Here is a 20,999-nt window from a genome sequence, read left to right as displayed (position 1 = left end):
CCGATCGTGGGGTAGAGCCATGGCACGCCCTGCCACGAGGAGACGCCATGACGACCAACCTGACCCCGGGTGCCACGAGCGCCCGCGGCGCTGCGCACCAGGCCGCCAACAGTGACGCCTTCAACAAGGCAGCCCGCATCGGGTTCCTGGCCAAGGGCCTGGTCTACGCCCTCATCGGGGCGCTCGCGATCCAGGTCGCGTTCGGCGACTCTGAGCAGACCGACCAGCAGGGGGCCCTGCAGTCCGTCGCCGAGAAGCCCGGCGGCAGCATCGTTCTCTGGCTGATGGTGCTCGGGTTCGTCGGCTACGCGATCTGGCGGTTCTCCGAGGCGGCCTGGGGCCGCCGTGACGAGACCGACGAGAAGAAGCGCACCGTCAAGCGCCTCGGCTCGCTCGCCAACGGCCTGATCTACCTCGGCTTCGGCGTCCTCGCCTTCCGCACCGTCACGGCGGGGTCCTCCGGCGGCAGCACCAGCGCCGACATCACCGCCACCGTCCTGAAGTGGCCCGGCGGGCAGACCATCGTCTTCGTCGCCGGCCTGGTCGTCATCGCGATCGCGATCGGCCTCACGGTCCGCGGGCTCAAGACCGACTTCGAGAAGCACCTCGACACCGGCCGGATGAGTCCCACGACCTTCAAGGCCGTCCGCCGCCTGGGCCAGGTCGGATACGTGGCACGCGGTGTGGTCTTCGGCCTCGTCGGCATCTTCGTCTGCAAGGCGGCCATGGACTACCAGCCCGACAAGGCCAGCGGCTTCGACGTCGCGCTCAAGAGCATCGCCGGTGCGCCGTTCGGCCAGTTCCTGCTGGTCCTCGCCGCGCTGGGCCTGATCTGCTTCGGCGCCTACTGCGTCGCGGAGGCGCGCTACCGCCGGCTCTGAGCCTGGCGCTGCGACAGGGCGTAGAACGCGACGGCCGAGGCCGCCGCAGCGTTGAGCGAGTCGACGCCGCCGGACATCGGGATCCGCACCCGGTGGTCGGCGGCGTCGAGTGCTGCCTGGGACAGCCCGGGTCCTTCGGAGCCGACCAGCAGTGCGTACCGGTCGGTCACGGCCGGCGGCAGGTCACCGATCGCCGTCGCGTCCGCCGCCGGCGTCAGCGCGAGCAGCGTGTGCCCGGACGCCCGTACGTCCGACAGCGCAGCCGGCCACGCGTCGAGGCGTGACCAGGGCACCGAGAAGACGGCACCCATCGACACCTTCACCGACCGCCGGTAGAGCGGGTCGGCGCACCGGGGGCCGACCAGGACCGCGTCGACCCCGAGCCCGGCGGCGCTGCGGAAGACCGCACCGACGTTGGTGTGGTCGACCAGGTCCTCCAGGACGGCCACGGTGCGAGCCGACCGGGCCAGGTCGAGCGGCGGCGGGAGGGGCAGCCGGGACATCGCGGCCAGGGCACCGCGGTGGACGGAGTAGCCGGTGACCCGGCGTAGCGTGTCCGGCTCGGCGACGTACACCGGGGCGTCGACCTGGTCGAGCAGGTCCGAGAGCGCCGGCAGCCACTTCTCCTCGAGCAGCAGCGAGCGCACCGGGTGGCCGGCCGCGACGGCGCGCCGGATGACCTTCTCCCCCTCGGCGACGAACAGGCCCTCGGCCGGCTCCTTCCGGCGCCGCAGCTCGACGTCGGTGAGGTCGACGTAGTCGCCGAGAGCGCTCAGGTCGCCGGCCACCCGTCGCACGTCCGCCGTCACCCGTCGAATTATCGTGCCCGCCGCGGTCGCGCCGTCGCAGCCCTCGTCCGACGCGTCCGCCGGCTGCCACACTCGCGACCATGAGGCTGCTCTTCGGCGCCTTCGAGATCGACCTCGATCGCTTCGAGGTGCGCAAGGACGGGGTCCGGCGGCACCTCGAGCCGCAGGTCTTCGAGGTCCTGGCCCACCTGGCCCGGCACCGCGACCGCCTGGTCCCCAAGGAGGAGCTGCTCGACCAGGTCTGGGGCAACCGCTACGTCAGCGAGTCCGCGCTGACCAGCCGGATCCGGGCGGCCCGCGCCGTCCTCGACGACAACGGTCGTGACCAGCAGGTGATCCGCACGGTGCACGGTCGCGGCTACCGCTTCGTCGCCGACGTCGCCGACGTCGCCGAGCCGGTGACGACCGCCGCGACGCCGGCACGTCCGCGCCCGGCAACCGGCGCCCGGCCGGGTCGGCCGGTCCTCGGGATCCGTCCGTCGGTCCTGGAGCGGGACGACGAGCTCCTCCGGCTCGCCGGGGCCGTGGACGACCTGCTGGCGGGCCGGGGCGGAGTCGTCTGCGTCAGTGGGGCGGCCGGGCTCGGGAAGACCACGCTGGTCCGACGGGCCACCGAGGATGCCGGCGCCGACGTCGTCGTGCTGCTCGCCAGCTGCGAGGACCTGAGCACACCTCGGGCACTCGGGCCCTTCCGCGACATGCGCCTGCCCTCCGGCGGGCCGCTGGTCGACGTGGTCGACCCGGCCTTCGACGCCGGCACCGTGCTGGCCCGCCTTCGGGAGGTGGTGTCGACTGCCGGGCCGCCGGTGGTCGCCGTCGAGGACGTGCACTGGGCCGACGACGCGACCGTGGACCTGCTGCGGCTGCTCGTGCGGCAGGCGCCGGCGCTGCCCGCGGTCGTCCTGCTCACCTACCGCGACGAGGAGATCGGGCCGGGTCACGCGATGCGACGGCTGCTCGGCTCGCTGCGAGCACCTGTCACGCACCTCGCCCTCGAGCCGCTGTCCACCTCCGCGGTCCAGCGGATGACCACCGGCACCGGCCTGGCCGCCGACGAGGTCCACGCCGTCACCGGCGGCAACCCGTTCTTCGTCTCCGAGATCGTCGCCCACCCCGGGACCTCCGTGCCCGCCAGCGTGCGGGACGCGGTGCTGGCCCGGATCGACCAGACCTCCGGGGAGACCCGGCACGGGCTGCAGGTGCTCTCGGTGGTCCCCGCCCGCGCGGAGCGGTGGCTGGCCGAGGAGCTCGTGCCGGGCGCCGACACGGTGCTGCACGAGGCCGAACGCCGGGGGCTGCTCTCCGGCGACGCCGGCAGCGTGTGGTTCCGGCACGAGCTCGCCAGGCGGGTCATCGAGGCTGACCTCACCGCGTCCGAGCGCATGGCGCACCACCGGGCGGCCGCGCGGGTCCTCGCCGCCCGGGGCGCGGACCCGGCGCGGGTGCTGCACCACGCCGCCCGGGGCCACGTCCCCGACGTGGTGCGCGAGCAGGCCCTGCTCGCCGCAGACCAGGCGGTCGCCGCCGGCGCGCACCGCCAGGCGGCGGCGCACCTCGACCTGCTTCTGTCGTTCCGCGACCAGCTGCCGGCGGACACCGTGGCTGCCGCGCTCACCGACCGGGCGCACTCGCTCTACCTGCTCAACCGCTTCGCCGAGTCGCAGCGCCTGGCGGTGGAGTCGGTGCAGATGTGGGACACCCTCGGCGACCCGGCCCAGCTCGGGCGGGCGCTGGTCGGGCTGGCCCGCACCGGGCTGTGGGCGGTCGGGCCGCGTTTCGCCGAGCAGGCTGCCCAGCGGGCCGTCGCCGCGGCCGAGCGGGCCCGGTCCCGGGCCGACGACCGACCGGCCACGGTGCTGCTCGCCCAGGCGCACGCCGAGGTCGCCCGGGCCCGCGGCAACCTGGCGACGCTCGGCCCGGTCTCCGAGCCCGGACCGGGCGCGGTCGAGCACGCCCGGCTGGCCGTCGAGCTGGCCCGGCAGACCGGGCGGGACGACCTGGTCGCCCACACCCTCACCTACCTGGGCGCGGAACGGCTCAGCAACGGCGACCCGGCCGGACGGGACCAGCTCGACGAGGCCGTCCGGATCGCGGCCCGCGACCCGCGGGTGGAGTACGTCACGCGCGGCTGCGTCAACGCCTCGGGGGCGGCCTACCGGTCGGGCGAGCCCGAGCTCGCCATGGACTACGTGCGGACCGGGCTGGCCGGCTGCGCCGACGGCGAGTTCTTCGCCGGGGAGTACCGCCTCGACCTCACCCGGGCCGCGATCCAGCTCTCGACCGGCTCGTGGGACGAGGCGGAGTCCGCCCTCCGGGACCTGGTCGACCGGCCGGGCGAGCCGGGACTGATGCGGCCGATGGCGACCGCCATGCTGGCCCGGCTGCTGGCCCGGCGCGGCCGGGACGGAGCGGGCTCGCTGCTCGACCGCGCGCTCGCCGACGTCACCGGCTCGGACGAGCCGCACGTGGTCGGCCCGGTCGCGGCCGCGGCCGCCGAGCTGCACTGGCTGGCGGGGAGCGGCGACCTGCCGGCGTTCGTGCGGGAGGCCTACGGCCTGGCCCACCGGCGACACCACCAAGTCAGCCAGGCCGAGCTGGCGACGTACGCCCTGCGCTGCGGCCAGGCCCTGCCGCGCGGTGACGAGCCGGATCCCGCTGTGCCGCCGGGGCCGTGGGGGCCGGCACTCGCCGGCGACCACCAGCGCGCCGCGGACGGCTGGCAGGCGCTGCACGAGCGCTACGAGCAGGCCGTCGAGACCTGGGCGGCCGGCGAGCGCGACGCGGCTGCCGTGCTGCTCAGCGGGCTCGACGCGACGGCCACGCTGGACCGTCTGCGGCGGTCGGGCTAGCCGGCGAGGATCTGCGCCATCGCCACGAGGCCCACCAGGACGACCAGCCCGCGCAGCACCGGCTGCGGGATCCGCCGGCCGATCAGCGCCCCGACCTGGCCGCCGACGGTCGAGCCGACTGCGATCAGGGCGGCCGCTTCCCACGCGATGTCGGTGACCGCGATGAACACCAGAGCGGCGACGGCGTTGACGAGCAGCGCGAGCACGTTCTTGGCGGCATTGATCCGCTGCAGGTGCTCGTCGAGCAGCAGGCCCATGATCGCGATCAGCAGCACGCCCTGCGCGGCGCCGAAGTAGCCGCCGTAGATGCCCGCGAGGTAGATGAGCGCGTACAGCAAGGGGCCGGCGTGCTCGCGTCGCTGGTGCCCCTCCCGGGCCCGCAGCCGCGCCGCGACCCGGGGCTGCACGACGACCATGACGCAGGCCAGGCCGATGAGGACCGGCACGATCGCCAGGAAGGCCTCCTCCGGCAGCACGAGCAGCAGCACCGCGCCGGTGATGCCCCCGAGCACGGAGGCCACCGCCAGGCGTGCCAGACGCCGGCCCTGACCGATCAGCTCGCGTCGGTAGCCGACCGACCCGCTGAGGGACCCCGGCACCAGGCCGACCGTGTTGGTGACGTTGGCCAGCACCGGGGGGTAGCCGACCGCGAGCAGGACCGGGAAGGTCACCAGTGTCCCCGACCCGACGACGGTGTTGATGGTGCCGGCTGCGAGCCCCGCGAGGGCGACCGCCACGGCCTCCCAGACGCTCACGAGCGAGCTCCGGCGGGCACGGCCGTGATCCTTCCACGTCAAGGCGGGGCCCTCGGACGCCGACCTAGGAGAGGTGGGACCTCTTCCGCACGCCTGGCGCCGGGCGACCGCCGCCGCGGCGGGTGTCCTGCTGCTGGTCGCCCTGCCCGGTCCCTCAGCCCAGGCCGAGGACCTCGCGGACGCGCGCGCCGCGACCGCCGTGGCCGCCCGCCGGGTAGAGGCACTGCGACCGCAGGTGGAAAAGGCCCTCGCGGCCTACGACCTCGCCCTGCGCGGCCTGGCGGCCGGCGTCTCGCGCAGCATCGACGCGGCGCAGGACGCCGACGCTGCGGCGGCGGCCGAGGAGGCCGCCCGCACGGAGGAGAGCCAGCGGGTGCGGGCGCTCTACATGACCGGCGGGGCGGCGCTCTACGCCAGCGTCCTGAGCGCGGGTGGCCCGACCGACGCGGCGGCGCGGATGACCTACGTGCAGCGGCTGGTCGCCGCCGGAGTATCCACGTCGGCCCGCAGCCGCGTGGAGACCGACCGGCTGCAGGACCGGGCCGGACGGCTCGAGCAAGCGGCCGAGCGGCGGGTGGTCACCGCGTCCGACGTGCAGCGGCGCTACGAGGAGCTGCAGGCCCGCCTGGACGAGGCGGCGGCGGAGCTCAGCGCGCTGTCCCAGCGGGCGCGTGCCCTGCAGGAGGCTCAGGACCTGCTGGCCCAGATCGCCGCCCTCAACGCCCAGGTCGACGCCGCCGGGGCGCAGCGGGTGAGCACCGCCCGGGCCGGCGGGATCCCGCCGCTGTTCCAGAAGCTGTACGTCGCCGCGGCCCGCACCTGCCCGGGGATGTCCTGGTCGCTGCTGGCCGCCATCGGCCAGGTGGAGTCCGGGCACGGCGCCAACCCGGGCACGTCCTACGCGGGGGCCCAGGGCCCGATGCAGTTCATGCCGAGCACCTTCGCGTCGTACGGCGTGGACGGGGACGGGGACGGCGACCGCGACATCATGGACCCGGCCGACGCGGTGTTCTCGGCCGCGAACTACCTGTGCCGCAACGGCGCGGGGCGCAGCGCCGAGGCGACGGCCCAGGCGATCTGGCACTACAACCACGCCGAGTGGTACGTGCAGCTCGTGCTGAAGCTGGCCGGCCAGTACGCGCAGCGCAACCCGGGCGGCCCTGGCAGCGGCTCCCTCGGCTGACGGCCCAGGGCACGGTCCACACGCGCGAAGGCGGGGCGTGCGCGGTACGCGATCTGGGGACCGCACTTTGCGCTACCGTCCCGCCTTCGCAGGGTCGGCACCACCGGGAGGGGCAGCGGCGGCGCAGCCCTACACGCGCCGCCGCGCCGCGGGGGCTGGGCGAACGCGGGCAGCTCCACGGTGCCACAGCACCAGGCCTGCGGACAGCCCCCCGCCGTCCATGGGGCTGGACGGCGCCGCTCTCGTCAGGGCACGCGGGGCGGCGGCTGGCGGTCCTCGCCAGAGCCGAGCATGCCGCCGATGCCCTTGAGCGCCTCGCCCAGCTCGCTCGGCACGATCCAGACCTTGTTGCTGTCGCCGCGCGCGATCTGCGGCAGCGTCTGGAGGTACTGGTACGCCAGCAGCTTCTGGTCCGGGTTGCCGGCGTGGATCGCGTCGAAGACCTTCTGGATCGCCTGCGCCTCGCCGTCAGCCCGGAGCACGGCCGCCTGCGCGTCACCCTCGGCCTTGAGGATCGCCGCCTGCCGCTCACCCTCGGCGGTGAGGATCTGCGACTGCTTGAAGCCCTCGGCCGTGAGGATCGTCGCGCGCTTCTCCCGGTCGGCCCGCATCTGCTTCTCCATCGAGTCCTGGATGGAGGGCGGCGGGTCGATCGCCTTGATCTCGACCCGGTTGACCCGGATCCCCCACTTGCCGGTGGCCTCGTCTAGGACGCCCCGCAGCGCGGCGTTGATGTGGTCGCGGGAGGTGAGGGTCTCCTCCAGGTTCAGGTTGCCGACCACGTTGCGCAGCGTGGTCACGGTGAGCTGCTCGACGCCCTGGATGTAGTTGGCGATCTCGTAGGTCGCCGCCTTCGCATCCGTGACCTGGAAGTAGATGACGGTGTCGATGCCGACCACCAGGTTGTCGGCGGTGATCACCGGCTGCGGCGGGAAGGACACGACCTGCTCCCGGAGGTCCAGCAGCGGCCGCAGCCGGTCGATGAAGGGCACCAGCACTGTCAGGCCCGGCGTGAGCGTGCGGGAGTAGCGCCCCAGCCGCTCGACGACGCCGGCCCGCGCCTGCGGCACGATCCGGACGGTCTTCGCCAGGGACACGAGGACGAACAGGGTGACCACCACCACCACGACGATGGCAACGATCGAGCCGACCTCCATCAGACCTCCGCTTCGTAGACGAGCGCGGTGGCGCCGTCGATCTCGACGATCTGCACGCTGCTGCCCGCCTCGATGACGGACGCGTGCGGGTCGTAGGTGCGCGCCGACCACACCTCACCCTTGATCTTGACCCGGCCGCCGTCACGGCTGACCGCGGCCAGCACCAGACCTCGCTCCCCGACGAGCGCTGCGGTGCCGGTGCGGATGGCGTGCGGCGTCTTCAGGTGGCGCAGGGCGACCGGACGTAGGACCGCCAGACCACCGACCGAGACCAGGATGGCGACCAGCGCCTGCACCACGATGTTGTCGGTGACGAGCGCGGTCAGCGCCGCCGCGACGGCTCCCGCGGCGAGCATCGCGAAGACCAGGTCCAGCGAGGTCACCTCGACGATCCCGAGGACGACCGCGAGGCCGAGCCACGCGACCCAGTCGTAACCCCCCATGCCGTCCACGCACGCCATCCTAGGGACGAGGCAGCAACTCTTCGCCGAGGCAACGCCTGGCAGGCGGTCGGCGTTCCGGGCGGTACGTCGTCAGCGCACTGGCACGCCGATACGCCGTCAGGTCGCCCGGGCGGACCACCGGGGCCCGGAGCGGGCCAGCTCGAGGCCGAGGCCGAAGGTCTGGGCGAGCGCCGACGCCGTCAGGGTGGTCTCGATCGGTCCAGCGGCGACGACCCGGCCGCCGCGCAGCAGCAGCACGTGGGTGAACCCGGGCGGGATCTCCTCGACGTGGTGGGTCACCAGCACGAGCGCCGGGGCGGCCTCGTCGGCCGCGATCTCGCCGAGCCGGCGCACCAGGTCCTCGCGCCCGCCGAGGTCGAGCCCCGCGGCCGGCTCGTCGAGCAGCATCAGCTCGGGGTCGGTCATCAGGGCGCGGGCGATCTGCACCCGCTTGCGCTCTCCCTCCGACAGCGTGCCGAAGCGACGGGCCGCCAGGTGGGCGACGCCGAGCGCCCCCAGCAGCTCGTCGGCCCGCTCCGCGTCGAGGTCGTCGTAGTGCTCGCGCCACCGGCCGACGACAGCCCAGGAGGCAGTCACCACCACGTCGCGCACCGTCTCTCGGGCGGGGAGCCGATCGGCCAGCGCCGCGCTGGAGAGGCCGATCCGCGGCCGCAGCTCGAAGACGTCGACGGCGCCGAGGGTCTCGCCGAGGACGGTCACCGTGCCACGGCTCGGGTGCAGGTTGGCCGACGCGAGCTGCAGCAGGGTCGTCTTGCCCGCACCGTTGGGCCCGAGCACGACCCAGCGCTCTCCCTCGGCGACGGCCCAGTCGATCGCGTCGAGCAGGGTGGCTCGGTCGCGCAGCACGCTCACGCCGGTGAACGAGAGCACGTCGGACATGCGGGCAAATCTATCGGGCGGGCCGGCGGGCCTCCGGGCCAGATCGTGCTCCGCAGGCCCGCCCACCGGCGGGCACATCGGCCCCCGCACACTGGGCGGGTGCGCGACCTGCCAGCTGCCGGACGGCTGTCCGCGTGGGGCTCCGCCGCTCTGCGCGGGCAGCTGAGCCCGGACGACGCAGCCGACGCCGTCGCCGGGCCGGACGACCCGGTCCACCGGGTCGCGGGGCTGCCGGCAGAGCCCGAGCCGGTGACCCTGCCCTACGCGCTGGGCCGGTTGCGGGCGCTGGGCGCGACCGGCCTGCGGCTCGTGCTGCCGCGACCGGGAGACGTGGCCGGCCTTCCCGGCCCCCCGGAGCTCAACACCGCGGCGCTGGCCGCGGGTGCGGCGGTCGTCGCGACCGGGGGGTGCACCCTGGCGCTCCTGCCGGTCACCCGGGCGCAGTGGTCGGCGCACCGGGTCGACCCGGACCACCGGACCCCGCTCGGCGTGCGCCTCGCCAGGCAGGAGCTGAGCCAGGTGATCCGAGAAGGTGCCGCCGAGCTGACCCGGCTCGACGTGGCGGCCTGGGACCCGGCCGCCGCCGAGGTGCTGGACGGCGGCCGAGGGCGCCCGCCCGCGCTGCCCGGGTCAGCCGGCGCTGACGCCCACCGCCTGCTCGCCCTGGCCCTGCGCATCTCGGCGGTCGTCGAGGTCGCGGCCGCGGGCGAGGGCCGGGTCGTCACCGGCGCCGAGGCCGGCGCCAGGGCCAGGATCCTGCGCGAGCTGGACGACGCCGCCCGGCACGCGGTCGAGGCCGCCTGCAGCGCCCACGCGGAGGGCTGACCGGCGCATACTGGCCGACGACCCAGCCGGCCGCCCGCCCGCCGCGGAGGACTCATGCCCACCGACCCATCGCCCGGGTCGGTCCCGCCCGGTGTCCGCGCGCAGATCCTGGCGACCGAGCACTGGAGCCTGCTCGCCACGCGGAGCACCGCACAGGCCGAGGTCCTCTCGCGCATCTCGATCCTGCTCACGTTCGTGTCGGCGACGACCGTCAGCATCGCGCTGGTCGGGCAGGCTACGGACTTCGACGGGCGCTTCTCGACCTTCGCGATCGTGGTGCTCTGCCTCGTACTGCTGGTCGGCACGATGACACTGCTGCGGGTGCACAACGCCAGCGAGGAGGACTACGCGCTGGTGATCGGGATGAACCGGCTGCGCGCCGCCTACACCCGGCTGGACCCGGAGGTCGAGCCGTACCTCGTCGCCTCCACCAAGGACGACGACGCGGGCGTGATGCGCACCTACAACTACTTCCTCGCGAACCAGGTCAGCCACCTCTTCGGCAGCACCGGGATGCTCGTCGGTGTCGTCAACAGCGCCGTCGCGGGCATCCTCGCGGCAGTGGTCGTCGGTGCCCTCGACGCCGGCAGCGGGCCGGCCGTGACGTGCGGGGTGGCCGTCGCGGTGATCTACTTCCTGGTCGCCGGATCGTTCCCCGTCCGCCGCTTCCTGCGGCTCCAGCGCGACTACCGACCGATGTTCCCGACGCCTGCGCCCCCGGCGCCGGCCGACGAGGGCTGAGCTGCCACGACGTCAGGGACGTCAGAGCAGGGTGCGGTAGAGGTCGAGCGTGCGGGTGGCGATCGCCGCCCACGAGAAGGACTCGACCGCGCGCCGGCGCCCGGCGGCACCCATCGCACTCGCCCGGTCCGGGTCCGCCAGCACCTCGGTCAGCCGCGCGGACAGATCGGCCTCGAAGCGCGCCGGGTCGAGCGGCGTCCCGCTGCCGTCGGTCACCTGCTCGATCGGGACCAGCAGCCCCGTCTCGCCGTCGGCGACGACCTCGGGGATGCCGCCGGTGGCGGTCGCGACGACCGGTGTCTCGCAGGCCATCGCCTCCAGGTTGACGATGCCCATCGGCTCGTAGACCGACGGACAGGCGAACACCGTCGCGTGCGTCAGCAGCTGGACGACGTCCGGCTTCGGCACCATCTCCTCGATCCAGACCACCCCGTCTCGGTCCTGCCGCAGCGCGTCGACGAGCACGCTCACCTCGGCCAGGATCTCCTCGGTGTCGGGCGAGCCGGCACAGAGCACGACCTGGACCCCCGGGTCGAGCGAGAGCGCCGCACGCAGCAGGTGAGGGAGGCCCTTCTGGCGGGTGATGCGGCCGACGAACAGCACGGACGGCCGGTCGGGGTCCACGCCGTACCGCTCGAGGACGTCAGTGCCTTGGTCGGGCTGGTACTCCTCGGTGTCGATGCCGTTGTGCACCACCTGCACCCGCGCAGGGTCGACGCCCGGGTAGCAGCGCAGCACGTCGTCGCGCATCCCGGCCGAGACGGCGACCACCGCGTCGGCCGACTCGACGCTGGTGCGCTCGACCCAGGACGACAGCGCGTATCCGCCACCGAGCTGCTCGGCCTTCCACGGACGCAGCGGCTCGAGGCTGTGCGCGCTCATCACGTGCGGGACCCCGTGCAGCAGGCTCGCGACGTGACCGGCGAGGTTGGCGTACCAGGTGTGCGAGTGGACCAGGTCGCTCCCCTCGCAGGCGGCGGCCATCGGCAGGTCGGTCCCGATGGTGCGCAGCGCGGCGTTCGCGCCGGCCAGCTCGGCGGGCGCGTCGTACGCCGTCACCCCTGGCTCGTCGCGCGGTGCCCCCATGCAGTGCACCCGGACGTCGACCAGGCGGCGCAGCTCGCGGGCGAGGTACTCGACGTGGACGCCGGCGCCTCCGTAGACCTCGGGCGGGTACTCACGGGTGAGCAGATCGACGCGCATGGCGTGATCGTGGCACCACCGATAGCGTGCGCACCATGCCGGACCGGATCCTGTCCATCGTCCTGGCCGGTGGCGAGGGCAAGCGGCTGATGCCCCTGACTGCCGACCGAGCGAAGCCGGCCGTGCCGTTCGCCGGCATCTACCGGCTGATCGACTTCGTGCTGTCCAACCTGGTCAACGCCGGCTACCGCAAGATCGTGGTGCTCACGCAGTACAAGAGCCACAGCCTTGACCGCCACATCGCCTCGACCTGGCGGCTGTCGGCGATGCTCGGCAACTACATCGCCCCCGTCCCGGCACAGCAGCGGCTCGGCCCCCGGTGGTTCGCCGGCTCCGCCGACGCGATCTACCAGAGCCTCAACCTGATCGGCGACGAGCAGCCGACCCACGTCATCGTCTTCGGTGCCGACCACATCTACCGCATGGACCCGAGCCAGATGGTCCGTCAGCACGTCGAGACCGGTGCCGGCGTCACGGTGGCCGCGATCCGGCAGCCGATCGGGCTGGCCGACCAGTTCGGGGTCATCGAGACGGCCAGCGACCGGCGGGTCATCTCGGCGTTCCGGGAGAAGCCGACCGACGCGGTCGGGCTGGCCGACGCGGCCGACCAGGTCTACGCGTCGATGGGCAACTACGTCTTCACCACCGAGGTGCTGCTCGAGGCGCTGCGGCAGGACGCGCTGGACCCGTCCAGCAAGCACGACATGGGCGGCAACATCATCCCGCGCCTGGTTGCCAAGGGCGAGGCGCACGTCTATGACTTCCGCGACAACGACGTGCCCGGCTCGACCGACCGCGACCGCGACTACTGGCGCGACGTGGGGACGTTGGACGCGTTCTACGACGCGCACTCCGACCTGATCGCGGTGCACCCGGTCTTCAACCTCTACAACAACGACTGGCCGATCTACACCTCGCACGAGCCGCTGCCGCCGGCCAAGTTCGTGCACAACTCGGCGGGGCGCATGGGCCACGCCATCGACTCGTTCGTGTCCAGCGGCGCCGTCGTGTCGGGTGCGAAGGTCGAGCGGTCGCTGCTCTCCCCCTGGGTGCACGTGCACTCGTGGGCCGAGGTCAGCGGCAGCGTGCTGATGAACCACGTCGACATCGGCCGCCACGCCGTCGTGCAGAACGCGATCCTCGACAAGAACGTCGTCGTGCCCGAGGGCGCCCGCATCGGTGTCGACCGCGAGGAGGACCTCGCGCGAGGCTTCGTCGTCTCCGACGGCGGCGTCACGGTGGTCGGCAAGGGCCAGCGGGTCACGGTCTGAGTGGACGCGGCTCCCTCGCACGGATCGGCGCTGCTGGTCACGGTCAGCGGGCGCGACCGCCCCGGCGTGACGTCGGCGCTGTTCACGGCGCTGTCCGGCTCGGACGCGGCAGTGGCCGACGTGGAGCAGGTCGTCATCCGCGGCCGGCTGGTGCTCGGTGTGCTCCTCACGGCGGCAGCCAGTGCCCAGGCCCGGGTCCAGGCCGCGCTGGAGTCGGCGCTCGGCCCGCTCGGCATGGAGGTCGAGGTCAGCGCCGTGGGGGCAGAGGACCGGGGGCACCGCCGCGGCCGCAGCCACGTCACCGTGCTCGGCCACCCGCTCCGACCGGCCGCGATGGCGGGCATCGCCGGCTGCGTCGCCGACTACGGCGGCAACATCGACCGGATCGTGCGCATCGCGCGCTACCCGGTGACGGCCGTCGAGCTCGAGGTCTCGGGTGTCGACCCGGTGGTGCTGCGCCGGCAGCTCGCGCTCACCGCCGCGGCGCTCGGGGTCGACGTGGCGGTCGAGCGGGCCGGGCTGCACCGTCGGGCCAAGCGGCTGGTGGTCATGGACGTCGACTCGACCCTGGTGCAGGGCGAGGTCATCGAGATGCTCGCCGGGCACGCCGGCTGCGCTCCCGAGGTCGCCGAGGTGACCGAGCGCGCCATGCGGGGTGAGCTCGACTTCGCCGAGTCGCTGCGGGCCCGGGTCCGGCTCCTCGCCGGCGTGCCCGCCGCGGCGCTGGCGGACGTACGCCGCGAGCTGGTGCTGGCCCGGGGGGCCCGCACCTTCGTGCGCACCCTCAAGCGGCTGGACTACCGGATCGCCGTCGTGAGCGGCGGCTTCACCCAGGTCACCGACGCGCTGGTGGCCGACCTGGGCATCGACTACTCGGCCGCCAACACCCTCGAGGTGGTCGACGGGCGGCTGACCGGCGACCTGGTCGGACCGCTCGTCGACCGCGCCGGCAAGGCCGCGGCGCTCGAGCGGTTCGCCGCCGAGGCCGGGGTCCCGGTGGCGCAGACGGTCGCGATCGGGGACGGAGCCAACGACCTGGACATGCTGGCGCGGGCCGGGCTCGGCATCGCCTACAACGCCAAGACGGTGGTGCGCGAGGCCGCCGACGCCGCGCTGAACGTGCCCTACCTGGACGCGATCCTGTTCCTGCTGGGCATCAGCCGCGAGGAGATCGAGGACGCGGACGCCGCCGAAGGCATCCAGGTGGAGACGCCGCCGACCTGACCAAGGTCGACGGGCACGACGCGAGTGGTGGGGAGACGTCGCGAGCGAGGAGCGCAGCATGCGGGTGGCGGTCTACGGTGCCGGCGGGGTCGGTGGCTACTTCGGAGGGCGGCTCGCCCAGTCAGGGGTCGAGGTCCACCTGCTCGCCCGGGGCGCCCACCTGGCGGCGCTGCGCGAGCACGGGCTGCGGCTGCACAGCGTCGCGGGCGACGCCACAGTCGACGCCGCAGCCACCGACGACCCGGCCGAGATCGGCCGGTGCGACGTCGTGCTCTTCTGCGTCAAGACCTACGACACCGAGTCCGCTGCGGCCCGCCTCGGCCCGCTGGTCGGCGACGGCACAGCCGTGGTGTCGCTGCAGAACGGCGTCGACAACGAGGCCAAGCTGGCTGCCGCCGTCGGCCCCGAGCACGTCATGGGCGGCGCCGCGTTCATCTTCGCGGGCATCGGCGAGCCAGGGGTCGTCGTGCACACCGGCGGACCGACGACCGTCACCGTCGGCGAGCTGGACGGCCGGGCGAGCGACCGGGCCGAGGCCCTGGTCGCGAGCTGTCGCGCCGCCGGCTTCGGCGCCGAGCTCTCGACGGACATCACCGGGGTGCTCTGGGGCAAGCTCGCCTTCATCTGCGCCCAGGCCGGGATGACCGCTGCGGTGCGGCTGCCGATCGGGGAGATCCGTGACACGGCGGAGGGCTGGGCAGGCTTCCGGCGGCTGGTCGAGGAGGTCGCCGCGGTCGCAGCCGCGGACGGGCACCCACTGGCGGACGGTGCCGTCCAGCGCGCGCTCGAGCTGGGCCGGGGCGTCGAGCCCGGCAGCGTGTCGTCGCTGCATGACGACCTGGTCGCGGGTCGCCGGATGGAGCTCGACGCCCTGCACGGCTTCGTCGCGCGGCGCGCTGTTGCCCTCGGCGTGCCGGTGCCGATGACCACGGCGGTGCTCGCGGTGCTGACGCCCTGGGCGGTCCGCAACGCCCGGTCCTGAGGCGAAAGCGGGCCTGCTCACCCTGCGAAGGTGATGGCACGCGGCGGGTCGCGGACCTACGGTGAGCCCATGAGGAAGCCATGAGCCCCTCGGTCCGCGGGGTCGTCACCGGCGTGGCGGGGCCTGCCGTCGCCCTGGGGCGGCAGGGCGGCCGGGTCCTCGCGGGAGTCGCGCGTGTGCTTCCCGTCCCCGGCCGGGCCGGTCTCGAGCAGGCCGCCGCCCTCACGGTCAGCGCCGTCACCGGCACGGTCGCGACCGCCCTGGACGTCCTCGTCCCCGCCGTTGTGTCCGCGGTCCTGTCGCGGCTGGACCTGACAGCGGTCGTCACCGACCAGGTCGACCTGGACGCCGTGGTCCGCGACGTCGACGTCGACGCGGTGGCTGCGCGGCTCGACATCGACGCGGTCATCGAGCGGATGGACCTCACGGCACTGGTGCGCGAGCGGGTCGACCTGGACGCGATCGTGGCCGAGGTGGACATCGACGCGGTCGCGGCCCGGCTCGACATCGACGCGGTCATCGACCGGGTCGACCTGGTCGGGCTGGCCCAGGAGGTCATGGACGCGCTCGACCTGCCGGCCATCATCCGCGGCTCCACCGCATCCGTCGCGTCGGAGTCCGTGCAGGACGTCCGCCTGCAGACCATCGCCGCCGACGAGGTCGTCACCCGTGTGGTGGACCGGCTGCTGCTGCGTCGCCGGCACCACCCGTCGATCCCCGACGGTGCGGTGGCCCCGCTGCAAGAGGCGGCCCCCGTTCCCGACGCCGTGCCGGTGCAGCGCGAGGTAGCCGCGCGGTCACCACGACCGTGACCACCGCCGCCCCGATCCCGGCGGAGGCCCGCGGCTACCAGGGCCACCGGGCCGGGCCGGTCACCCGCGGTGTGGCAGCCGCACTCGACGGGGTCGTCGTGGGGCTCGTGCTGACCGCCGGGTACCTGACCTGGTCCGGTGTGCTGTGGCTGCTCGACCCGCGCAGCTTCCACCTGCCGACGACCACGACATTCTTCAACCTCACGGCGACGCTGGGCGTCCTGATGGCCTACCTGGCGCTCGGCTGGGCCACGACCGGTCGCACCTACGGCGCCCACGTCATGGGGCTGCGGGTGGTCGACCACCGTGGCCGTCGACTGCCCGTGCTGACGGCCATCGGGAGGGCCGCGTTCTGCACGGTCTTCCCCATCGGGCTGTTCTGGTGCGCGGTCAGCAGGGAGCGCCGGTCGGTGCAGGACGTGGTCCTGCGCACGTCGGTCGTCCACGACTGGAGCCGGCACGCGCCGTGGGTCCACCTGCCCGCGCAGCCGGCCCCCTGACCGGCGGCCTGCCGATTCAGCGCTGCGGGGACCAGAGGTCGACCAGCGCCCCGGTGTCCAGGTCGGCGACCGCCACCGCGCCGGGACGCAGGCCGCGCAGCTCGCCCACGACGACGGCGAGCAGCTGCTCTGCCGTCGGGTTGTGCCCGACCAGCAGGACGGCGCGCCCGTCCGGGACGCGCTCGAGCCGGCCGACCAGGTCCCGCGCGCCGGCCAGATAGAGCTCGCGCTCCACGCTGGCCGGCGGGGCGACGACCGACGGCGCGATCGCGTCCCAGGTCTGCACCGCCCGGACCGCCGACGAGCACCAGACCTCGTCCACCTGCGGCACCGCGGACGCCAGCCACCGCCCCGCCTCGGCCGCGTCGCGCAGGCCGCGGTCGGTGAGCGGCCGGTCGTGGTCGGCGCCCTCCCCACCGGGCTCCGCCTTGGCGTGCCGCACCAGGACCAGCCGACGGGAGGTGGCGCCTGCGTCGCTCATGCCCACCATCGTGCCGGGCGGGCCCTGCCGACCCCTAGGCTCCCCCCGTGGCGCACCGAGCGGTCCGGCCCGGCTCCGGGGGCGTCCTGTGCGTGATCGGTGGCGCCGAGGACCGGGTCGGCGACCGGGTGGTGCTGCGCGAGCTGGTGCGCCTGGCGGGTGGCGACGGGGCGCGAATCGCGGTCGTCGCGACCGCTTCGTCGCTGGGGCCGGAGATCCTGGAGACCTACGACCGCACCTTCCGCGCCTTGGGGGCCGGCGACGTCGTCGGCTTCCGGCCCGAGTCGCGCAGCGACGCCGACGACCCGGCCCTGGTCGCCCGGCTGGCCGACGTCGACGCGGTCTTCATGACCGGCGGCAACCAGCTCAAGCTGTCGTCGGTGGTGGGTGGCACGGCGTTCGGGGCGGCGGTCGCTGCCGCCTACGCCCGGGGGGCGGTCGTCGGCGGCACGTCGGCCGGCGCGAGCGCCGTGAGCGAGCACATGCTCGCCTTCGGCGACGACGCGACCTCGCCCCGTCAGGGCCTCACGACCTCGGCGGCGGGCCTCGGCCTGCTGCCGCACGTGGTGGTCGACCAGCACTTCGCCCAGCGCAACCGTTACGCCCGCCTGCTGTCGGTCGTCGCCCGATCGCCGCGCCTGCTGGGCATCGGGGTCGACGAGGACACCGCGGCCGTCGTCCGCAGCGGCCGGGAGCTCGAGGTCGTCGGTGCCGGCTGCGTCTTCGTCGCCGACGGCTCGCGCGCCGTCAGCGACGCCCACCTCGCCGAGCTCGGGGCTCCGATGCTGGTGTCCGGAGTCGTGGTGCATACCCTGCCGGCCGGTGCCCGGTTCGACCTGGTGGAGCGCCGGCTGGCGTCGTTCGTGGAGGAGCACCTCGCCGCCCAGCTCCAGCACCAGACCGAGGAGGACTGACACCGCGATGAGCAGCCCGCAGCCCGATCTGGCGATCCTGCAGACCCGGGTCTACCGGGGGCCCAACCTGTGGTCGTACGAACCAGCGGTCCACCTCGTCGTCGACCTCGGGTCGCTGGAGGACCATCCCTCGGACACGATCCCGGGCTTCGTCGACGGTCTGGTCGAGGCGCTGCCCGGCATCGCCCGGCACACCTGCTCCCGCGGGCACCGCGGCGGGTTCCTCGAGCGGCTCAAGGAGGGCACCTGGCTCGGGCACGTGGCCGAGCACGTGGCGCTGCAGCTGCAGCAGGAGGCGGGGCACGACATCCGCCGCGGCAAGACCCGCGGCACCGGGGTGCGGGGCCAGTACAACGTCATCTACGGGTACGTCGACGAGCAGGTCGGCCTGGCCGCCGGGACGCTGGCCGTCCGGCTCGTCAACCACCTCGTGCAGGCCGAGCCGGAGCTCGACTTCGCCGCGGAGCTCGAGCGCTTCCTCGTGCAGGCCGAGCGGACCGCTTTCGGCCCGTCGACCCAGGCGATCCTGGACGAGGCCGTCTCGCGCGACATCCCCTGGCTGCGGCTGAACCAGCACTCCCTCGTGCAGCTCGGCCAGGGCGTCCACCAGCGCCGGATCCGGGCCACGATGACGTCCAACACGTCGGCCCTAGCGGTCGACGTCGCCGGCGACAAGGAGCTCACCACACGGCTGCTCGCCGCCGCGGGCCTCCCGGTGCCCCGGTCGGAGTCGGTGCGCACCGCCGACCAGGCCGTCCGGGTGGCCGACCGGATCGGTTACCCGGTCGTCTGCAAGCCGTTGGACGGCAACCACGGCCGGGGCGTGGTGCTGGACCTCCAGGACCCCGACCAGGTGCGCGCCGCCTTCCCGCTCGCGCAGGAGGAGTCGCGCCGCGGGTGGGTGGTCGTCGAGTCCTTCATCACCGGCAAGGACTACCGGGTGCTCGTCATCGGCGGCCGGATGGTGGCGCTGGCCGAGCGGGTGCCGGCGCACGTGGTGGCCGATGGCGTCCACACGGTCCGCGAGCTGGTCGACGAGACCAACGCCGACCCACGCCGGGGCGTCGGGCACGAGAAGGTTCTGACCCGGATCAAGGTCGACGAGGCCGCGGTGGCCCTCGTCGCCGAGCAGGGCTTCGCGATGGACGACGTGCCTCCCGGGGGCACCACGGTCAAGCTCACCCTGACCGGCAACATGTCGACCGGCGGCATCTCGATCGACCGCACGCTGGAGGCGCACCCGGACAACGTCGAGATCGCCGAGGAGGCGGCCCGCGTCGTCGGGCTCGATGTGGCCGGCATCGACTTCATCTCGCCCGACATCGCCGAGCCGGTCCGAGAGGCAGGCGGAGCCATCTGCGAGGTCAACGCCGCCCCGGGCTTCCGGATGCACACCCACCCGACCGTCGGCGACGCCCAGTTCGTGGCGAAGCCGGTCGTCGACTCGCTGTTCCCGCCCGGGACGCCGAGCCGGATCCCGATCGTCGCCGTCACGGGCACCAACGGCAAGACGACGACGTCGCGGATGATCGCCCACGTCTTCAAGGGCATGGGCCGCAAGGTCGGGATGACCTCGACCGACGGCATCGTGATCGACGAGCGGCTGGTCATCCGCGCCGACGCCTCCGGCCCCAAGTCGGCCCGGATGGTGCTGCAGAACCCCCGCGTCGACTTCGCCGTGTTCGAGGTCGCGCGCGGCGGCATCCTGCGGGAGGGCCTCGGCTACCAGCGCAACGACGTGGCCGTGGTGCTCAACATCGCGCCGGACCACCTGGGCATGCGTGGCATCGACACGCTCGAGCAGCTGGCCGAGGTCAAGCAGGTGGTCGTCGAGGCGGTGCCCCGCGACGGGTTCGCCGTCCTCAACGCCGACGACGAGCTGGTGGCCGGGATGCGGCGGCGCTGCTCGGGCGAGGTCGTGTGGTTCTCGATGGCCGCTGCCGGGACCGACGTGCGGGACATGGTCGATGAGCACTGTCGTCGCGGCGGCCGTGCGGTCGTCCTCGAGCGCGGCGACCTCGGCGAGATGATCGTCATCCGGCACGGCCGGCGGGCCATGCAGCTGGCGTGGACCCACCTGCTGCCCTCGACCTTCGGCGGCAAGGCCAAGATGAACGTCCAGAACGCGCTGGCTGCTGCAGCAGCCGCGTTCGCCGCCGGTGCCCACCTGCACGACATCCGGCAGGGCCTGCGCACCTTCACCACGTCGTACTACCTGTCCCCCGGCCGCCTCAACCAGCTCGAGGTCGCCGGTGCCAACGTCATCGTTGACTACTGCCACAACGCGCCGGGCATGCGGCTGCTGGGTGACTTCGTCGAGGCGCTGGCCGACGCGGCAGAGGCCGCCTCCGACCTGGCCCGTCCGCAGCGGATCGGGGTGGTCGCGACAGCCGGCGACCGCCGTGACGAGGACATGCGCGAGCTGGGGGCCGTCGCTGCCGAGCACTTCGACGTGCTGGTCGTCCGCGAGGACGCCGCCCTGCGAGGGCGGGCCAGGGGCGACGTGGCGGCTCTCGTCGCCGCAGGCGCACGGGCCCGGATGGCCGACGGGGCGCGCTGCAAGCAGGTCGAGCTGGTGCTTGACGAGATCCCCGCCGTGCACGAGGCGATGGCGCGCTCCAACCCCGGGGACATCGTCGTCCTGTGCGTCGACAAGCACGGTGCCGTGCTCGCCGAGCTCGAGGCGATGTCGAACCAGGCCCAGGCCGGCGCCCACCTCGGCGAGGCGGTGGGCGACCCGGACACCGGCCTGCCGACACCCCCCGGCGGCGGCTGACCCGGTGCCGGCCGCACCCGGCCGGCGGTTCCTGGTGCTGCACGGCTGGCAGCACCACCGCCCGCCGGCGCACTGGGCCTGGTGGCTCACCGAGCAGCTGCGGGAGCGCGGCGAGCAGGTGCTCTACCCGCAGCTGCCCGACCCCGACCACCCGCGGCTCGCGGCCTGGCTGGCGGCCTTCGCCGCCGAGTGGGCGCAGCTCGGCCGCGGGCAGCGGGTGGTGCTCGCCCACTCGCTCGGAGCCCTCCTGTGGCTGCGAGCGGCCACCGAAGGCCTGACCGACCCGCCGGCCG

Annotated in this window: 20 protein-coding genes; 13 read left to right on the top strand and 7 right to left on the bottom strand. The window is 74.0% G+C overall.

Annotated features, from left to right (window positions below):
- Positions 1-47: 47 nt before the first annotated feature.
- A complete protein-coding gene (locus VK640_15820) occupies positions 48-881 on the top strand; it encodes a DUF1206 domain-containing protein (GenBank protein ID HTE74643.1) in 834 nt (277 codons plus the stop codon).
- On the opposite strand, the gene VK640_15815 is transcribed toward VK640_15820, so the two are convergent.
- Positions 866-1,690 (bottom strand): RNA methyltransferase, encoded by an 825-nt coding sequence (locus VK640_15815; protein HTE74642.1) that lies wholly within the window; start codon positions 1,688-1,690, stop codon positions 866-868. The two genes, VK640_15820 and VK640_15815, sit on opposite strands and share 16 nt — an antisense overlap.
- Positions 1,691-1,770: 80 nt before the next feature.
- Here VK640_15815 and VK640_15810 point away from each other — a divergent pair, with 80 nt between their 5' ends.
- Entirely contained in the window at positions 1,771-4,539 is a 2,769-nt protein-coding gene (locus VK640_15810) for a winged helix-turn-helix domain-containing protein (GenBank protein HTE74641.1), read from the top strand.
- Here VK640_15810 and VK640_15805 read toward each other — a convergent pair.
- Positions 4,536-5,294 carry a sulfite exporter TauE/SafE family protein gene (locus tag VK640_15805; GenBank protein HTE74640.1) on the bottom strand — a complete coding sequence of 253 codons (759 nt, stop codon included), beginning with the start codon at positions 5,292-5,294 and terminating at the stop codon, positions 4,536-4,538. The two genes, VK640_15810 and VK640_15805, sit on opposite strands and share 4 nt — an antisense overlap.
- A gap of 73 nt (positions 5,295-5,367) precedes the next feature.
- On the opposite strand from VK640_15805, the gene VK640_15800 reads away from it, so the two are divergent.
- Positions 5,368-6,477 carry a lytic murein transglycosylase gene (locus VK640_15800; protein ID HTE74639.1) on the top strand — a complete coding sequence of 370 codons (1,110 nt, stop codon included), beginning with the start codon at positions 5,368-5,370 and terminating at the stop codon, positions 6,475-6,477.
- A gap of 245 nt (positions 6,478-6,722) precedes the next feature.
- On the opposite strand, the gene VK640_15795 is transcribed toward VK640_15800, so the two are convergent.
- From VK640_15795 to VK640_15785, 3 genes are all read right to left on the bottom strand, one after another.
- Positions 6,723-7,634 (bottom strand): SPFH domain-containing protein, encoded by a 912-nt coding sequence (locus tag VK640_15795; protein HTE74638.1) that lies wholly within the window; start codon positions 7,632-7,634, stop codon positions 6,723-6,725.
- Positions 7,634-8,077: an NfeD family protein gene (locus VK640_15790; protein ID HTE74637.1), complete on the bottom strand. Its 444-nt coding sequence runs from the start codon at positions 8,075-8,077 to the stop codon at positions 7,634-7,636. Before VK640_15790 ends, VK640_15795 begins: the two co-directional genes overlap by 1 nt.
- Positions 8,078-8,194: 117 nt before the next feature.
- Complete coding sequence (locus tag VK640_15785) at positions 8,195-8,977, bottom strand: ABC transporter ATP-binding protein (protein HTE74636.1); 783 nt, start codon at positions 8,975-8,977, stop codon at positions 8,195-8,197.
- Positions 8,978-9,076: 99 nt separating this feature from the next.
- Here VK640_15785 and VK640_15780 point away from each other — a divergent pair, with 99 nt between their 5' ends.
- The gene (locus VK640_15780; GenBank protein HTE74635.1) at positions 9,077-9,802 is read left to right on the top strand and encodes a hypothetical protein; all 726 of its coding nucleotides are present in this window, start codon (positions 9,077-9,079) and stop codon (positions 9,800-9,802) included.
- Positions 9,803-9,856: 54 nt separating this feature from the next.
- Positions 9,857-10,543 (top strand): hypothetical protein, encoded by a 687-nt coding sequence (locus tag VK640_15775; GenBank protein ID HTE74634.1) that lies wholly within the window; start codon positions 9,857-9,859, stop codon positions 10,541-10,543.
- Positions 10,544-10,564: 21 nt separating this feature from the next.
- Here the strand turns inward: VK640_15775 and glgA are convergent, their stop codons facing one another.
- Entirely contained in the window at positions 10,565-11,746 is a 1,182-nt protein-coding gene (gene glgA, locus VK640_15770; GenBank protein HTE74633.1) for a glycogen synthase, read from the bottom strand.
- A gap of 35 nt (positions 11,747-11,781) precedes the next feature.
- Between glgA and glgC the strand changes: the two genes are divergently transcribed.
- The 5 genes from glgC to VK640_15745 all read left to right on the top strand — a co-directional run bounded on the left by glgC (position 11,782) and on the right by VK640_15745 (position 16,535).
- Positions 11,782-13,017, top strand: a complete 1,236-nt coding sequence (gene glgC, locus VK640_15765) for a glucose-1-phosphate adenylyltransferase (GenBank protein HTE74632.1) — start codon at positions 11,782-11,784, stop codon at positions 13,015-13,017.
- Complete coding sequence (gene serB / locus VK640_15760; protein ID HTE74631.1) at positions 13,018-14,241, top strand: phosphoserine phosphatase SerB; 1,224 nt, start codon at positions 13,018-13,020, stop codon at positions 14,239-14,241.
- A 58-nt stretch (positions 14,242-14,299) separates the two neighbouring features.
- Positions 14,300-15,223: a 2-dehydropantoate 2-reductase gene (locus tag VK640_15755; protein ID HTE74630.1), complete on the top strand. Its 924-nt coding sequence runs from the start codon at positions 14,300-14,302 to the stop codon at positions 15,221-15,223.
- A gap of 80 nt (positions 15,224-15,303) precedes the next feature.
- Positions 15,304-16,035 carry a hypothetical protein gene (locus VK640_15750; GenBank protein ID HTE74629.1) on the top strand — a complete coding sequence of 244 codons (732 nt, stop codon included), beginning with the start codon at positions 15,304-15,306 and terminating at the stop codon, positions 16,033-16,035.
- Positions 16,032-16,535, top strand: a complete 504-nt coding sequence (locus tag VK640_15745) for an RDD family protein (GenBank protein ID HTE74628.1) — start codon at positions 16,032-16,034, stop codon at positions 16,533-16,535. Before VK640_15750 ends, VK640_15745 begins: the two co-directional genes overlap by 4 nt.
- Positions 16,536-16,551: 16 nt before the next feature.
- On the opposite strand, the gene VK640_15740 is transcribed toward VK640_15745, so the two are convergent.
- Positions 16,552-17,016: a histidine phosphatase family protein gene (locus VK640_15740; GenBank protein HTE74627.1), complete on the bottom strand. Its 465-nt coding sequence runs from the start codon at positions 17,014-17,016 to the stop codon at positions 16,552-16,554.
- Between the two features lie 47 nt (positions 17,017-17,063).
- Here VK640_15740 and VK640_15735 point away from each other — a divergent pair, with 47 nt between their 5' ends.
- The 3 genes from VK640_15735 to VK640_15725 form a co-directional block, all read left to right on the top strand.
- Positions 17,064-17,930 (top strand): cyanophycinase, encoded by an 867-nt coding sequence (locus VK640_15735; protein ID HTE74626.1) that lies wholly within the window; start codon positions 17,064-17,066, stop codon positions 17,928-17,930.
- A gap of 7 nt (positions 17,931-17,937) precedes the next feature.
- Positions 17,938-20,706: a cyanophycin synthetase gene (cphA, locus tag VK640_15730; protein ID HTE74625.1), complete on the top strand. Its 2,769-nt coding sequence runs from the start codon at positions 17,938-17,940 to the stop codon at positions 20,704-20,706.
- Between the two features lie 4 nt (positions 20,707-20,710).
- A partial coding sequence (locus VK640_15725) for an alpha/beta hydrolase (protein HTE74624.1) occupies positions 20,711-20,999 on the top strand: 289 nt, incomplete at its 3' end.

It is taken from the genome of Actinomycetes bacterium (assembly GCA_035489715.1).
In the GTDB taxonomy this organism is placed as follows: Bacteria; Actinomycetota; Actinomycetes; order JACCUZ01; family JACCUZ01; genus DATHAP01.
The sequence above is the reverse complement of the archived record's forward strand: the minus strand, read 5'-3'. Positions and strand labels throughout refer to the sequence as shown.